Source organism: Brevibacterium sp. MGP-B1 (assembly GCF_057766545.1).
This window is the reverse complement of sequence record NZ_CM173407.1, coordinates 149,543-164,981: the sequence shown is the minus strand read 5'-3', so window position 1 is coordinate 164,981 and position 15,439 is coordinate 149,543. Positions and strand designations below refer to the sequence as shown.

Genomic DNA, 15,439 nt, shown 5'->3' with positions numbered 1-15,439 from the left:
CTATGAATCTGTCTGCAAATCCGTGGTTGGGGCTGTGGTCGTCTGGGAGTTCTGGAAGCTGTGCAGTGTGGCCGAGCGGTGCTCGCGCACGGCCCGTTCGACCTCCTGCGCCGAGGCGCGAGCCCGGATGAGGGCGACGATGCGGGAGTGCTCCTCCACCGACTCGAGCGCCCGTTCGGGGACGAAGGAGAACGTCGAATCCCGCAGGTGGTTGAGCCGGTCCCACTCGAGTTCGACGAGGGTGCACAGCCGCTCGTTCGGGCAGCGCCGGTAGAGCATTTCGTGGAACTCATGGTTGAGCCGGGTGAACTCGGCCGGCTCGAAGTCATCGAGCAGAGCCCGCATCCGATCGTTGATCCGCTCCGCGGCGTCCAGATCATCGGCGCCGAGGTGGCCCTGTGCTTGGGCGACGGCCGCGGCCTCGAGGATCGCGACCGTTTCCATCGACTGGGTGTAGGACCCTTGGTCGACCATGGCCACGCGGGCCCCCACGTTGCGCTCGAAGGTCACGAGCCCGTCGGCTTCCAGCCGACGGATGGCCTCGCGCACCGGCACCACCGAGGTGTCGAGTTCGAGCGCTATCTGCGCGAGCACGAGCTTGTGTCCGGGCTGATACGTCTGGTCGGCGACGCGTTCGCGGATCCACCGGTAGGCGGTCTCGGCCTTGCTCAGGGACGGGGTCGCGGTCACCGAGAGGCCTTCCACTCGTCGAACTTCGCCTTCCATTCGCCCTTGGGCGGGAAGAGCTCTTCGATCGGGTTGCCGGCGGCGACCTGTTCGGCCACCCAGCCGTCCTCGGCCTCCTTCGCCAGTGCCGCGTCGACGACTTCTTCGACGAGGTCACGCGGGATGACGATGGCTCCGTCGTCATCGGCGACGATGACATCGCCGGGCAGGACGGTGGCGTTCCCGCAGGCCACGGCCACATCCGATTCCCACGGCACGTGCTTGCGGCCGAGCACTGCGGGGTGCTTCGCGGTGGAGAACACGGGCAGGATCTCGGCCACCTCAGCGGAGTCGCGGACTCCCCCGTCAGTGACGACGCCGGCGGCGCCGAGCGATTTCGCGCGCAGCGCGAGGATGTCGCCGAGGGTGCCCGAGCCGGATTCGCCGCGGGCCTCGATGACGACGACCTCGCCGGGGCGGATCGAATCGAAGGCCTGCTTCTGGGCGTTGTATCCGCCGCCGTGGGATTTGAACAGATCTTCGCGGTTGGGCACGAAGCGCAGCGTCTTCGCGGTGCCGACGATCTTCGCACCCGGCTTCAGCGGGGCCACGCCTTCGATGACGACATTGTTGAGTCCGCGCGACCGCAGCTGCGCCGACAGGCCCGCGGTCGGAGCCTCGGTGAGTCTGGCGACGAGGTCATCGCCGAGTGCCGTCGCGGCAGTGTCATCGGCGGCGCCCTCCGGGGCGAGCCCGGCGGCTTCGCGTGAGCCCCAGGCATCGACGGTGAGTGCTTCGTTCACCGCGGGCAGGCTCCCGAGGTTCTCATCGAAGTCCCCGGGCCCTTCGACGACCGTGGTGGTCAGTCGTCCTGAGCTCAGTTCGTCGCCGTTCGCCGAGGCGGCCGTGACCTCGACCTCGACCGTGTCACCGGGGGCGACGACGGAGGACCCGGCGGGGGTGCCGGTGAGGATGACGTCGCCGGGCTCGAGGGTGAGGTGCTGGCTGAGGTCCGCGACGATGCGCGGGAGCGTGAAGATGAGCTGATCGGCGCGCGTGCCGTCGTCCTGGACGAGTTCGCCGTTGACCCAGGTGCGCAGGCGCAGGGAGTCGGGGGCCGCCTCGGCGGCAAGGATGAGTTCGGGACCCAGCGGGGTGTATCCGTCGCGGCTCTTCGAGCGCACATTCGATCCCTTGTCCGGGGTCTTCATGTCGTAGAGGCCGAAGTCATTCGACGCGGTCACGCCTGCCACATACGACCAGGCATCGGCTTCGGCGACGTTGCGGGCGGGGGTGCCGATGACGATGGCGACCTCACCTTCGAAGGCGAGCAGCGAGGTGCCGGCGGGGCGTTCGATGGTCTGGCCGGAGGCGGCGACGGAGCTGGCCGCTTTGAGGAAGTACGACGGCTGGGCGGGGCGCTTTCCTCGTTGTGCCGCACGGGACTCGTAGGCCACATGAACGGCAATGATCTTGCCCGGACGGGTCGGAACACCTGCTGGAGTCGACATCGATCTCACACCTCATTTCGATTGGCTTCACCACAGATCGTATATGATACGGTTCCCGAGAACAAGTAATCCAGGCCACAGAGAATGTGGACGGGACGCACGACAGGACACAGGAGTCATGGCAGCACAGAAGCACACTCAGACCCGGGTGGCGTTCGCAACGATCGTCGGCACGAGCATCGAATGGTACGACTATTTCCTCTACGCGGCGGCCTCGGGGCTGATCTTCAACGAACTCTTCTTCGGCCCGCTCGGATCGACGCTCTCGACCATGGTCGCCTTCGCGACGGTCGGGATCAGCTTCCTCTTCCGCCCATTGGGCGCATTCCTCGCCGGACATTTCGGTGACAAGCTCGGCCGCCGGGTGGTCCTCATCATCACCCTCATCGCCATGGGTGCCGCGACCGCGCTCATCGGCTTCCTGCCGACCTTCGAAACCGCGGGCGTCCTGGCTCCGATCCTGCTCATCGCACTGCGCATCGTCCAGGGAATCTCGGCCGGCGGGGAATGGGGCGGCGCCGTATTGCTCGCCGTCGAACACGCGGATGAGAAGTCACGCGGGCTGCGCGGTTCCTTCCCTCAGATCGGGGTGTCCATCGGCCTTCTGCTGTCCTCAGGCGTGCTCGCCCTGATGACCTCGATCGCCCCGGGCGATGCCTTCCTCGATTGGGGCTGGCGGGTGCCGTTCTTCCTCTCCATCGTGCTCGTCTTCGTCGGCTACTGGATCCGCCGCGGAGTCGAGGAATCCCCCGTCTTCCACGAGATCGCCGAGCGCAAGGAACAGGTCACGAACCCGCTGGGCAAGCTCATCAAGAGCCACTGGCTGCTCGTCATCCTCGCCTCACTCGTGTTCATGGGCAACAACGCCGCCGGGTACATGACCACCGGCGGATACATCCAGAACTACGCCACGGATCCGGCCGGACCCATCGGCCTCGAGCGCGGTCCCGTGCTCTGGGCCGTCGCCGCCTCGGCGGTGTCCTGGTTGGTCTTCACGATCATTGCGGGAGCCGTCTCAGACAAGCTCGGGCGCCGGAACACCTACGTCCTCGGCTGGATCCTCCTGCTCGTGGGCATCTTCTCCCTGTTCCCGCTGGTCAACACCGGCTCGGTGGGCATGCTCCTGCTCGGGCTCGTCGTCCTCACGGTCGGCCTGGGCTTCACCTACGGTCAGCAGCCGGCGATGTACGCCGAGCTGTTCCCCTCCAGCGTCCGCTTCTCCGGGGTCTCGGTGTCCTATGCGATCGGGTCGATCCTCGGCGGCGCCTTTGCTCCGACGATCGCGAAAGGTCTCGTGTCATCGACGGGAACGACCGCCTCGGTGGCGGTGTACCTGGGCGTCGTCGCCGTGCTCGCCCTCGCCGCGACTCTGCTGCTGCGCGATCGCACCGGCATCCCGCTGGGCCCGGACCACGAAGACGAGCAGTCAGTGAGCCCGATCATCGGCATTGGGTCGCCGCAGCTGACCAGCGATGACGGTGACCGGCACCACCCCGCCGACACCAGATCGTATATGAACTGATAGCATTCAAACATCACGACGACGTGTCACGAACCGGAGGTTGACATGCATTTCCATCAGAACGGCTACGTGTCCGCGGACCCGCGGATCGAGGATGCCGCTGGCTACGGGATCGAGCGCGCAGAGGATCTGCCCGATGAGGTCGATGTCCTCATCGTCGGCAGCGGCCCTGCGGGGATGATCGCGGCGGCTCAGCTGTCGCAATACCCGCACGTGAACACACGGATGATCGAGAAGCGCGATTCGCGGCTGGTCATCGGTCAGGCCGACGGCATCCAGGCCCGTTCTGTCGAGACGTTCCAGGCGTTCGGCTTCGCCGAGGAGATCATGCGCGAGGGCTATCACATCACCGAGATGGCGTTCTGGAATCCGGATCCGGAGAACCCCGAGCACATCATCCGCACCGGTCGGCCCAAGGATGACGAGCACGGCATCAGCGAATTCCCGCACCTCATCGTCAACCAGGCACGCGTGCTCGACTACTTCGCCCAGTTCGCCGCCCAGTCCCCCGGCAAGATCACGCCCGACTATGGGATCGAGTTCGTCGACCTCGCGGTCGACCAGGACACCGCGGCCGCCTCGGCGAAGGACCATCCGGTATCCGTCACCGTCCGCTACACGGCCGGCGAGCGCGCCGGGGAAGAACGGACCATCCGCGCCGGCTACGTCGTCGGCTGCGACGGTGCCCGATCGAAGGTCCGGTCGTCGATCGGACGGACGATGTCCGGTGACCAGGCCAATCACGCCTGGGGCGTGATGGATGTGCTCGCGAATTCCGATTTCCCCGATATCCGCACCAAGTGCGCGATCTCGTCGAAGCACGGAAACATCCTCCACATCCCCCGCGAGGGCGGGCATCTGTTCCGGATGTACGTCGATCTCGGCGAGGTGCCCGAGGATGATGCGCGCAAGGTGCGGTCGACGAGCATCGACGAGATCATCCGTCGGGCGAATGCGATCATCTCGCCCTACAGCATCGATGTGAAGAACGTGGCCTGGCATTCGGTCTACGAGGTCGGGCACCGGCTCACCGACGCCTTCGACGACACCGACGAGACCGCGCCCGACTCTCAGTGTCCGCGCGTGTTCATCACCGGCGATGCCTGCCACACTCACTCGGCGAAAGCCGGTCAGGGAATGAACGTGTCGATGCAGGACGGCTTCAACATCGCGTGGAAGCTCGGTCAGGTCATCTCCGGACGGTCGTCGACGGAACTGCTGCGCACCTACTCGGCCGAACGTCAGGTGGCGGCGAAGAACCTCATCGAGTTCGACAAGGAATGGTCGACGCTCATGGCGACTCCGCAGGAGGAGCTGCCGGACAAGACCTACCTCGAGGACTTCTACGTCAAGACCGCGGAGTTCCCGGCAGGGTTCATGACCGAGTACACGGAGTCGATGATCACGACGCCGACGACTCATCAGGAGCTCGCGGCCGGATTCCCGATCGGCAAGCGGTTCAAATCGGCTCGGGTCAAGCGCAGCTGCGATGCGAACTTCATCCACCTCGGACATGAGGCCCGCGCCGACGGTCGCTGGAGGGTCTATGTCTTCGCCGATCGGGCCGCTCCGGTCGTTGACGGTTCTGCCGGCGACTCCGCCGGCGAGTCGAAGGTGGCGGCTCTGGCTGCGTGGCTCGAATCGGATCCGGCCTCTCCCCTGGTCGCTTACCGCAAGGAGGGTGAGGACCTCGATGCCCTCGTCGAGTTCAGCGTCATCTACCAGCAGGAGCACAAGGAGTTCGCGTTCCCCGATGTGCCGAAGGTCTTCCGTCCGCATATCGGTGCCTTTGATCTCGAATACGTGGAGAAGATCTACGCGACCCTTCCCGAAGAGGACATCTTCGAGGCCCGCGAGATCAGTCGCGATGGTGCCGTCGTCGTGGTCCGTCCCGACCAATACGTCTCCGGCATCTTCCCCTTGGATGCGCATGCCGAGATCGGCGACTACTTCGCGGGAGTCTTCGAACCCGTGAAGTGATTGCGGAAAGTTTCTGTTCTCAAACGCCTCCGGCTGGTGGTCCCTGGACTGCCTGTCGGGGGCGTTTGGTCTGCGCGAGGAGCCCGCAGATCCCAGCTGCGACGAGGGCTGCGGCGCCGATGAGTCACAGCCCGAAGCCGACGGAGGGGTAGCCGATCTCCATTCCGCCCGTCGGTGTTCCGTCAGGCAGCTGACCGTCCCACATCATCAGTGGCGGGTCGAGGACGAGCCCGATGAGGAGGACTACGAGGGTGCCGATCACCGCCCAGAGGATGAGGTAGAACGTGTCGGGAGGAGTGGTGAAGCCGAGTGACCAGTCCCCCAGCGAGGTCATGATGATGCGCGGACCGCTGTCGTTGAAGCTGTCGATGACCGGCACGAAGAGGGTGATGACCCAAGCGGTCAGCGTGATGAGCGGAAGGAACCGTGCCAGCCGCCGCAGTCGGCGTAACTTCTCTGCAGCGTCCCCCGGTGTTCCCTGCTGAGAGGTTCGTTCGATACGGCGGCGGTCGCTGATGAACCCACACACACCTGCTGCGATGAGCGCGCAGCCGCCAAGCATCCAGAGGAGGACGCCTGCTGACGGATCGGCGACGATGAGTGCCGAGCGGTCCTCGCCGGCGGAATCTGTGACCCAGACGCGCTCACGGGGTGGGCGTGCGAGGAGGACGATCTCGATGATGAGGAGCCCGGCGCCGCTGAGTCCCGCGACGAAGGACCAGTGAGAGAAGGGGCTGAATACTCTGGCGGCTGCGGCACAGATGAGCACGACCGCCCACGCCAGCAGCAGTGTCGACACGAACTCGAAGCTGCCGATCGACAGCTCTCCGACGGACGTCTGCCCCCACGAGACTTGCCCGAGAGAGGTGACGAGAAATCGCTCGTCGCCATGGTCGCCGCTGTCGAAGATCGGTACCCAGATCATCAGCATCCAGCAGGCGAGCGCGACCCACGGCAGCCGTTGCGCCCAGCGATGTGTTCGGTTGCCTCGGGGCCACGGGGTGATTCTGGCGTTTGCGTAGTGAGCGGGTGTTGCCCTCCTCCGCCTGGCGTCGCCGAGGAGGCCGCAGACTCCTGCGGCCAGCAGACTGAGGCCCCCGATGGTCCAAAGCCCTGCACCCAGCGCCGGTTCGGCGACGACCATCCCGAAGACCGGACGTCCGCGATCATCGACGGCGTCCCACATGATCGTCGGCAGATTCGCCGACAAGTCGGCCAATACGAGGAAGACGCAGACGCTCAGAAAGAGAGTTCCGACCGACCAAATGCGCCCGACGACGTCCGGCCACGGGTGAGAATCGGGCCGAGCCCGAACGGTGAGCAGGAGCGAAGCAACCGCACATATGAGAACGCCGACGGCGACCAGGACCATCGAACCCCGAGCCTCATCGAGGTCGAACGGCGGTCCGCCGAGAGCAGTGACGATGATGCGCGGCGGCTGCGGCACTTCGGACGTGTCCTCAGGACTGGCGACCACCGGAACCCACAGCATGACGATCCACAGGCAGAGAGCTGACAGAGACAGCGCTTGCGCGAATCGCAGAAGCAGTCGGCCGAGTCGAGTCTCACGCGGCGGGACCATGGCGCTTCGACATGCAGCGTTTGATCCGTTCACGACGGTGGTGGTCCTGTTGGGCGGCGGCGACCAGACCGCAGATGCCGGCGGCGAAGAACAGCAGGCTGCCGAGCACCCAGAGGCCGAACCCTGCCGCCGGGTAGGCGACCTCCATGCCTCCTGTGGGCATGCCGTCGGCCGTCTGGCCGTCCCACATCATGATCGGCGGATCGGCGACCATCTGCAGGAGTCGCAGTCCCAGCACAGTGCCCAGAACGATGGCCGCGATCGACCACCACTTCGACGCGGACAGCAGCCAGGCGGTGAACGCCCCGGTGAGGATGACGATCCAGAGCACGAGGTAGACCTCGTCGAGGTCATTCATATCGATCGGCGAGAAACCGAGAGACGTCACGCGGATCTGCATCGATGCGGGGCCGCCGCTGTCGAGGACCGGCACGAAGATCGTGATCACCCAACAGGCCACCGCCCCTAAGGGGAGCACTCGCGCCACCAGGTTGAGACTTCGCCCCCGCGCAGTCGTCAGTCGTGTGCTTCCGCTCTTACCCGCCCTGTCCATAACCACGATTCTCTGCAGTGTCCGTGTGACAGGTGTTCCCGCGATGTTCCAGATCCGACACGCGGCTCAGTCGGGCCCGAACACCACCCGAACCAATTGCCTTTCGACCGGGCTGCCGTTGCAGTCCTGTGCACTCGGTCGCCGGTGCGCATTGCGACTGCGCCACCCGGCGATCTTCTCGGCACGAGTGCAATAGCGCGGCGGCAGCCGCTCGGGCAGCACGCACTTCGGTTCGATCGTCTGATATTCGACCGGCTGGTCCGGCTGAGCCGCCTCTTGCGGTTCGTCTGTGCCAGCCTCATCGGCGACTCTCCTGGCCTCATCCCTATCCGGTTCGAGGAAACGGGAGAAGGTCTGCCGCCAATCCGGCCCCGGCGGCGAATCACCCGGTTCGGACACCGCTTCGGGACGTGGGAACCGCATGCGGCGGACCACCGCGGGCGTGGTCACCTCGTAGGATCGTCCGCTCGGCGTGGTGACGCGCAGCCCGTCCGCTGTGGCCTCATGCTTCCACCCGGGATGTTCCTTCGCGTAATTGCAGGATGCACACAGACCTGAACCGTTCTCCCAGGTGGTGGCTCCGCCAGCGGCAACGGGAAGGGCATGATCGGCATGCCGGATCGGGGCGTCGCACCACGGTGTCCGGCACACATCGTCGCGGAAGGTGATCATCTGCCGCAGTCGGCCGGAGAACTCTCGACTCTTCGCATCCATCCCCACCAACTGCCCGTCGTCGGGACGGGTGAAGATCCGGCTGATGAACATCTTTGCTTCGTTCGCGGCGATGAACTTCCGTGCCGTCTGCGCCGGCAGCGGTCCGAACCCGGGCAGCCAGGCGGGTACGAGCCCGTCCGAGAGCAGGGATTCGGCCTCGACGAGCACATGGATCTCCGCAGGCACCGCCGTCGCACTCGTTTGGCCGCTCAATCGTTCGACGAAGGTGTCGGCAAGCACCTGCTGGCGGTTCCGCCCGCCTGCGTCACCGGCGGCAGTGATCGACTCGGCGCCGGCCCGGAGACTCTCATAGGCGGCGACGGCCTGAGCCAGCGGCAGGATCGCAGAGATCCTGGCCATCCCGTCATCGATCACGGTCAGATTCACACGACGATTGGACTCAGCTTTCGCTGCCCGCTTCGCGGCCGCCTCGGCGTCCATCTCCGCACTGAGCGCACGCACTTCGGCGCGCAGGGTGCGCAACCCGGACGGTTCCAGACTGCGCTTCATCCGCGTGTCCACCTTGCGCCGATCGGCGGCGGCAAGGACCGCGGTCTCATCGACCATGATGTGCGCCTTGTCCTCGGAGATCTCCCCCTTGGACAGGGCTTTGAAGGTATTGGGCATGCCGATGACGATCGAGCGGGCGGTGCTGAGGAACTTCCGCCCCGATCCGGGCGAGACCTTCTTCGCCAGCCCGACCTCGTCTCCGGCACGTTTTCCGCAGTCGAGCGCGGGCACCCTGTTGAGCCGGTCCCGCTCGATGCGCAGCCCTTCGAACGCCACTGCCTCCCGCGACTGTGCGGCGACGACGGCAGACTTGAGTTCCTCGAGCGCAGTGATCCGCTCGAGTGTCTGTGCCTCGGTGCCGCCTGGGTCGAGACCGCGCAGGAGCTCACCGAATCGAGTGATCTCGGTCGGCGGATCCGGAACCGGCGCTGGTTCCCGTGCGGGGTCGACGTCCATATGAAAACGGTACCCGTCGGCACTGACACGACTTCGCGAACGGCCCCGAAAGACCCAGTACGGCCAGGTCAGACCCTATTTCAGCTTCAGCCGACTCCGCGCTGGATGCGGTTGAGGATCATGTCCATGGCGACGATGTTGTGGCCGCCGTCGGGGATGATGAGGTCGGCATTGCGCTTCGACGGCTCGACGTAGAGTTCGTGCATCGGCTTGACCGTGCCCAAGTACTGGTCCTCCACCGACTGCAGGGTCCGCCCACGGTCGACGACATCGCGTTTGATCCGGCGCAGCAGGCGCACATCGGCGTCGGTGTCGACGAAGAGCTTGATGTCGAGCAGCCGGCAGATGCGCGGTTCGGCGAAGATGAGGATGCCTTCGACGATGATGACCGGCGCGGGTTCGACGCGCGTCGTCTCGTCGCTGCGGTTGTGGATCGAGAAGTCGTAGACGGGGCTGTCGACCGCCTCGGAGTTCCGCAGCGCGGTGAGATGGTCGACGAAGAGGTCGTTGTCGAAGGCGTCGAGATCGTCGTAGTTGACTTTCTCGCGCTCCTCGTAGGTGAGTTCGTCGCGCCGTCTGTAGTAGTTGTCGTGGAAGAGCACGGACGGCGGGCCTTCGCACTTGTCCAACAGCGCCTGAGTCAGCGTCGTCTTTCCGCTGCCGGTTCCGCCGGCCACGCCCACAACCAAAATCTCCACGGCACAAATATAGACCACGACCTCCGCCGAGGCGGGTCCCGGCTTCCGTACTCATCCGAGGCTGCGGGTCAGTTGGATCCACAGCTCCTGGTCGAAGCGCCGCCGGCCCAGCAGACCGGCCATATGTCTCACGGCATTGTCGACCTTGCCGCGCCAGACCTCGATCGCCGTCTTCGCATCCGTCCGGCTGAGCGCACGGAACATGGCCCGATCGTCGCTGACGATACGGTCGCTGGCCGGAGAATAGTCGAGCTGCAGAATGGAGATGAACAGGCGCAGCCGCAGAGTGAGGGCTTCGAAGGCACGCGCAGATTCCCGCAGACCCGAAGCTCGGGCTAGCTCCTGCTGGAAATGGAGGTCGGCGTCCTCGACATCGATTCCGCTGCGCGTCGGCGTCGACGCTTCCACCTGCCGCAGGGCCAGCTGCACGGGCACGAGGTAGCGCTGAGGACGCAGGGCCAGGGACCGGAGCACGACCTCCCCGATGGCCATGCGCGCGGCATAGAGGTCGAGCACGTCGACGGTCGTGATCAAGGGGATCCGTGCGCCGCCGCGAGACCCGTCGAGCAGCTTGTCATCGACCATGCGCCGCAACGCAGCATCGACCGAGCCCCTGGGCACCTGCATTCGGCGGGAGAGCAGGCGCGGATTGATCCGGTCGCCCGGCTCATATCCGGAGTCGATGATCTCCTCGCGCAGCGCGATCGCCAGGTGCTCGGTGATCGATCGGGTCTCCTTCGGCAGCCATGAGGATATCTCCATTGAGTCAGAAGTGATGGAACTTCTCTGGGCCTCGTACGGGGCCGATTCCCACCACAGCACACCTTCGAGTCCGTTCCGGACGCGGTCGGCGAGCAGATCGAGCAGGGACCCGGGAATGTCCTGACACTCGCCGAGGCGGCTCTTGAGTGCGCTGACGAAATCGTCGAAATCCGCGCACGCCTTCACCCGGGCTCCCGCCGCGTCGGACAGGTCGTCAGGAACCTCACCGAGGGGGTCGAAGACGAGGTAGTCACCATCACCGTTAAGCAGGTCGAGCAGTTCGGCGGTGGACACCTGCCGATGCTCGCTGTCGAAGCGCTGCGCCCACCGCCCGACGCCCGCGGTGCGCAGGGCCGCGGTGATTCCCGCGATGCGCCGCTGAATTCGCCGAGGCGGCACGATGGTTGCGGGCTCTCCACGACTATCGTCCCCACCTGCATCGTTTCTGCGAACGCCGACGATGACGAGGGGAAACCCGCTGGCAGCGAGGATGAGCTCCGAGCCGCCGGCCACCTCGGCGACGGGAACCGTCAATGCCCGCACCGACCGGGAGACGATGCTCTGGCTCAACCCCGTCGCCTCGGCCAGGGCACGGGTCGAATAGTCCCGTCCGGAGATCCTGGCCCCCGCAGTCGCGACGAGTGCTTCGACAACCCGGTCGGCGGTCTCCTGGATCGGCGGGCGGCCGCTGCGGGGGCGATCCTCGAGGTCGGATCGGCTCGCCCAACGACGCAGGGTCGACGGTGAGGCGCCCGTGCGCGCGGCCGCCTCGGCGAGGGTCGACGTCGCCAGCAGCGCCACGGCGTCGCGACGGAACTCAGCAGAATACATCCCTCTATTCTAGGACTTCTGACTCAAAGATTCCGAGCGGTCGGCTCCACCTCTTCACTCCCGGATTTCGGCGGCGCATACTGATCTCACACCCAGGTTCCACGGTCAGCGCCGACGCGTGAGAGCACCGAAACCGAGCACCGAAGGAGCACAGTTGCTGCACACCGAAACCGACCTCGCCACGCTCACTGCCCAGTCGATCGACACCGTCCGCCGGTGGCTGCGAGTGTCGACGTCGATGACCACGGCGAAGAACCCCGCGGCCGAACGCCTCTCCGCCGTCCTCTCCGACGACAACGGCCTCGACTTCACCGTCGGGTTCGTCGATCGTGTCGTGCGCACCGACGATGTCCACGCCGCCGCCGACGCCTTGACCGAGGTCGGCAAGCTGGCACCTGAGACGATGTCCTACCTCGATCGTGCGCAGATCAAGGCCGGTGCCGCACTGGCCAAGATCGCTCCGCAGGTCGTCGTGCCCGCCGCCCGCACTCGTCTGCGTCAGATGGTCGGCCACATGGTCGTCGACGCCCGGGACAAGCAGTTCGGCAAGACCGTCGCCGCCCTCACCGCCGACGGTCACCGGCTCAACATCAACCTCCTCGGCGAGGCCGTGCTCGGTGACGGCGAAGCCGACAACCACCTGGAGCAGACCCACCGGCTGCTCGCCCGCGACGATGTCGACTACGTGTCGGTGAAGGTCTCCTCCGTGGCCTCGCAGATCTCGATGTGGGCCTTCGACGAGACCGTCGACTATGTCGTCGACCGCCTCCGTCCGCTCTACCAGCAGGCCGCGAAAGCCCCGACCGGCGCGAAGTTCGTCAACCTCGACATGGAGGAGTACCAGGACCTCGAGCTGACGATCGCAGTGTTCACGCGGCTGCTCTCCGAGCCGGAGTTCAAGGATCTCGAGGCCGGAATCGTCATCCAGGCCTACCAGCCCGATGCGCTCGGCGCGGTGCAGCGGCTGAGCGAATTCGCTTCCCGCCGTGTCGAGAACGGCGGGGTCGGGATCAAGGTCCGCCTCGTCAAGGGTGCGAACCTGGCGATGGAGACCGTGCACGCCGAGATCGCGGGCTGGCCTGCAACGACGTGCGATTCGAAGCAGTCCACGGATGCGAACTACAAGCGGGTTCTGCACTGGCTGTTCACGCCCGAGCGGATGAAGGGGCTGCGCATCGGCGTGGCCGGGCACAACCTCTTCGACATCGCCTTCGCCCACCACCTCTCCGTCGAACGCTCCGTGACCGACCGCGTCGAGTTCGAGATGCTCCAGGGCATGGCCAGCGAGCAGGCCGCGGCCGTGACCGAGGACGTCGGAGACCTCCTCCTCTACGTTCCGGCCGTGCATCCGAAGGAGTTCGACGTCGCGATCTCCTACCTCGTGCGCCGCCTCGAGGAGAACTCTGCGTCCGAGAACTTCATGTCCGGCATCTTCGACCTCGCCAACGGCAATGACGTGTTCAAGCGCGAAGCCGACCGGTTCACTGCGTCGGTCAACCAGCTCGAATCGATCCTCGACACCGAGGGCGAGACCGCACCGGCTCCGAACCGCCACCAGAACCGGTCGACCGAAACACTCGGCGAGACCGTGGTGCCGACTCAGTTCTTCAATGAACCGGACACCGACCCGTCCCTTCCGGCCAACCAGGAGTGGGTGCGCAGCATCATCGCCGAGGCGACCGCCCCCGGCTACCTCGACGACCGTCCGAACGCGCCCAAGGTCGAATCCACGGACGAACTCGATGAGATGATCGCCCGCGGTCGTGCCGCGGCTGCCGACTGGCGGGCCCTCGGCGCCGCCGGTCGCGCCGAGATCCTCCACCGGGCCGCGGACATCTTCGCTGCCCGTCGCGGCGAGTTCATCGCCGTCGAGGCCGCCGAGGTCGGCAAGATGCCGTCGCAGTCGGATCCCGAGGTATCAGAGGCCATCGACTTCATCCGCTACTACGCGCTGAATTCGCTCGAGCTCGAGAACCTTGAGGGCGCGGAGTTCACGCCCGATGAGATGGTCGTCATCACTCCCCCATGGAACTTCCCCGTGGCCATCCCCACCGGCGGCACCGTGGCGGCGCTGGCGGCCGGTTCGGCAGTCATCCATAAGCCGTCGAAGCCGACCCCGCACTGTTCGGCGCTCATCATCGACTGCCTGTGGCAGGCCGGAGTGCCCAAGGACGTGCTGCAGCTGTGCGCTCCGGTCGAGCGGGAGCTCGGCCAGCATCTCGTCTCCCACCCGGATGTCGACCGAGTCATCCTCACCGGTGCATCGGAGACCGCGGCGATGTTCAAGTCCTTCCGTCCCGAACTCCACGTCAATGCGGAGACCTCGGGCAAGAACGCACTGGTCATCACCCCGGCGGCGGACCGAGACCTCGCCATGGCCGACCTCGTGTACTCGGCGTTCGGACATGCCGGGCAGAAGTGCTCGGCCGCCTCGTTGGGCATCATGGTCGGATCGACCTACGATTCCGAGCGCTACCGCCGCCAGCTCATCGATGCCGCCTCCTCGATGGTCGTCGATTGGCCGTCGAATCTCGCATCGACCATGGGCCCGCTGACCGAAGATCCCTCGGACAAGCTGCGTCGGGCACTGACGTCGCTCGAGCCCGGCGAATCCTGGCTGCTCGAGCCCAAGCAGCTCGACGATTCGGGGCGTCTGTGGAGCCCGGGAATCAAGGACGGGGTCAAGCCCGGTTCGTTTTTCCACCTCACCGAGGTCTTCGGTCCGGTGCTCGGTCTCATGCATGCGAAGGATCTCGATGAGGCTATCGAGTTCCAGAATGCCGTGGACTTCGGCCTCACCGGCGGCATCCATTCCCTCGACCCCGAAGAGGTCACTACCTGGCTCGACCGCGTCGAGGTCGGCAATGCCTACGTCAACCGCGGAATCACCGGTGCGATCGTGCGTCGGCAGTCCTTCGGCGGCTGGAAGCAGTCCTCGGTCGGCCTGGGATCGAAGGCCGGCGGGCCGAACTATCTCATGCTCTTCGGCCACTTCGCCGATGCCGGCAGCCAGAACCTCGAGGCGGCCAAGGCCGATGACAAGCGCTGGTTCGAGGACGAATTCGGTGCGGCGAAGGACCACACGGGACTGCGCGCGGAAGCGAACATCTTCCGCTACCGTCCCCGCCCGGTCACCTTGCGCGTCACCGCCGAGGCGAGCCTGTTCGATCTCGAACGCTCCCTCCACGCCGCCACCACGGTGGGGTCGACGGTGCAGCTGTCCGTCGCCGAAGATGTGCCGGCCGAGGTGAAGATCGCCGTCACGAACGCCGGTGTCCCCGCCCGCACGGAGTCGGCCGCCGAGTTCGCCGAGATGGTCGGACAGGGTCGCTACGACGACACGGTAGGTGCCCGCATCCGGGTCCTCGGTCGGTTCGAGGACGAGCTGCTGGCCGCGGCCGCGCCTCGCCCGGAGGTCGCGATCATCGATGAGCCGGTGACCACTTCGGGTCGGGTGGAGCTGCGGTACTACGTGCAGGAGCAGGCGGTGTCGATGACCCTGCACCGCTTCGGCAACCCGAGCCGCGACTTCCACGAGCTCGCCGCCACCCTCACCTCCTAATTGCTACCTGACGGAGGCTCAGCAACCTCGCGCGAGGTATCTGGGCCGCCGTCAGGTAGTTCTGGGGCAGGGCGGGTTGTGTAGGATGAGTG

The 15,439-nt window shown here is 65.9% G+C and carries 10 protein-coding genes; 3 read left to right on the top strand and 7 right to left on the bottom strand.

The genetic code is table 11. The features are described from left to right. Entirely contained in the window at positions 1 to 726 is a 726-nt protein-coding gene (locus AC3CD9_RS00700) for a GntR family transcriptional regulator (protein WP_488365848.1), read from the bottom strand. Continuing rightward, the gene (locus tag AC3CD9_RS00695; protein ID WP_488365847.1) at positions 687 to 2,177 is read right to left on the bottom strand and encodes a fumarylacetoacetate hydrolase family protein; all 1,491 of its coding nucleotides are present in this window, start codon (positions 2,175 to 2,177) and stop codon (positions 687 to 689) included. The genes AC3CD9_RS00700 and AC3CD9_RS00695 overlap by 40 nt, the downstream gene beginning before the upstream one ends. A gap of 118 nt (positions 2,178 to 2,295) precedes the next feature. Between AC3CD9_RS00695 and AC3CD9_RS00690 the strand changes: the two genes are divergently transcribed. Next, entirely contained in the window at positions 2,296 to 3,699 is a 1,404-nt protein-coding gene (locus tag AC3CD9_RS00690) for an MFS transporter (RefSeq protein ID WP_488365846.1), read from the top strand. 45 nt (positions 3,700 to 3,744) lie between these two features. After that, the gene (locus AC3CD9_RS00685) at positions 3,745 to 5,679 is read left to right on the top strand and encodes an FAD-binding monooxygenase (RefSeq protein ID WP_488365845.1); all 1,935 of its coding nucleotides are present in this window, start codon (positions 3,745 to 3,747) and stop codon (positions 5,677 to 5,679) included. 124 nt (positions 5,680 to 5,803) lie between these two features. Here AC3CD9_RS00685 and AC3CD9_RS00680 read toward each other — a convergent pair whose 3' ends face one another. The 5 genes from AC3CD9_RS00680 to AC3CD9_RS00660 form a co-directional block, all read right to left on the bottom strand. Then, a complete protein-coding gene (locus AC3CD9_RS00680; RefSeq protein WP_488365844.1) occupies positions 5,804 to 7,261 on the bottom strand; it encodes a hypothetical protein in 1,458 nt (485 codons plus the stop codon). Continuing rightward, on the bottom strand, positions 7,245 to 7,709 hold the full coding sequence (locus AC3CD9_RS00675; RefSeq protein ID WP_488365843.1) for a hypothetical protein: 465 nt from the start codon (positions 7,707 to 7,709) through the stop codon (positions 7,245 to 7,247). Before AC3CD9_RS00675 ends, AC3CD9_RS00680 begins: the two co-directional genes overlap by 17 nt. Positions 7,710 to 7,880: 171 nt before the next feature. Beyond that, entirely contained in the window at positions 7,881 to 9,494 is a 1,614-nt protein-coding gene (locus AC3CD9_RS00670) for an HNH endonuclease (protein ID WP_488365842.1), read from the bottom strand. Between the two features lie 86 nt (positions 9,495 to 9,580). Beyond that, a complete protein-coding gene (udk, locus tag AC3CD9_RS00665) occupies positions 9,581 to 10,192 on the bottom strand; it encodes a uridine kinase (protein ID WP_488365841.1) in 612 nt (203 codons plus the stop codon). A gap of 51 nt (positions 10,193 to 10,243) precedes the next feature. Next, positions 10,244 to 11,785 (bottom strand): GntR family transcriptional regulator, encoded by a 1,542-nt coding sequence (locus AC3CD9_RS00660; protein ID WP_488365840.1) that lies wholly within the window; start codon positions 11,783 to 11,785, stop codon positions 10,244 to 10,246. 154 nt (positions 11,786 to 11,939) lie between these two features. Here AC3CD9_RS00660 and AC3CD9_RS00655 point away from each other — a divergent pair, with 154 nt between their 5' ends. Then, positions 11,940 to 15,347 carry a bifunctional proline dehydrogenase/L-glutamate gamma-semialdehyde dehydrogenase gene (locus AC3CD9_RS00655; RefSeq protein ID WP_488365839.1) on the top strand — a complete coding sequence of 1,136 codons (3,408 nt, stop codon included), beginning with the start codon at positions 11,940 to 11,942 and terminating at the stop codon, positions 15,345 to 15,347. The last annotated feature ends 92 nt before the right edge of the window (positions 15,348 to 15,439 follow it).

Coding starts and splice junctions, on each gene's coding strand:
- AC3CD9_RS00700 (WP_488365848.1), bottom strand. CDS start 726: ATGGAAGGCGAAGTTCGACGAGTGGAAGGCCTCTCGGTGACCGCGACC.
- AC3CD9_RS00695 (WP_488365847.1), bottom strand. CDS start 2,177: ATGTCGACTCCAGCAGGTGTTCCGACCCGTCCGGGCAAGATCATTGCC.
- AC3CD9_RS00690 (WP_488365846.1), top strand. CDS start 2,296: ATGGCAGCACAGAAGCACACTCAGACCCGGGTGGCGTTCGCAACGATC.
- AC3CD9_RS00685 (WP_488365845.1), top strand. CDS start 3,745: ATGCATTTCCATCAGAACGGCTACGTGTCCGCGGACCCGCGGATCGAG.
- AC3CD9_RS00680 (WP_488365844.1), bottom strand. CDS start 7,261: ATGGTCCCGCCGCGTGAGACTCGACTCGGCCGACTGCTTCTGCGATTC.
- AC3CD9_RS00670 (WP_488365842.1), bottom strand. CDS start 9,494: ATGGACGTCGACCCCGCACGGGAACCAGCGCCGGTTCCGGATCCGCCG.
- AC3CD9_RS00660 (WP_488365840.1), bottom strand. CDS start 11,785: ATGTATTCTGCTGAGTTCCGTCGCGACGCCGTGGCGCTGCTGGCGACG.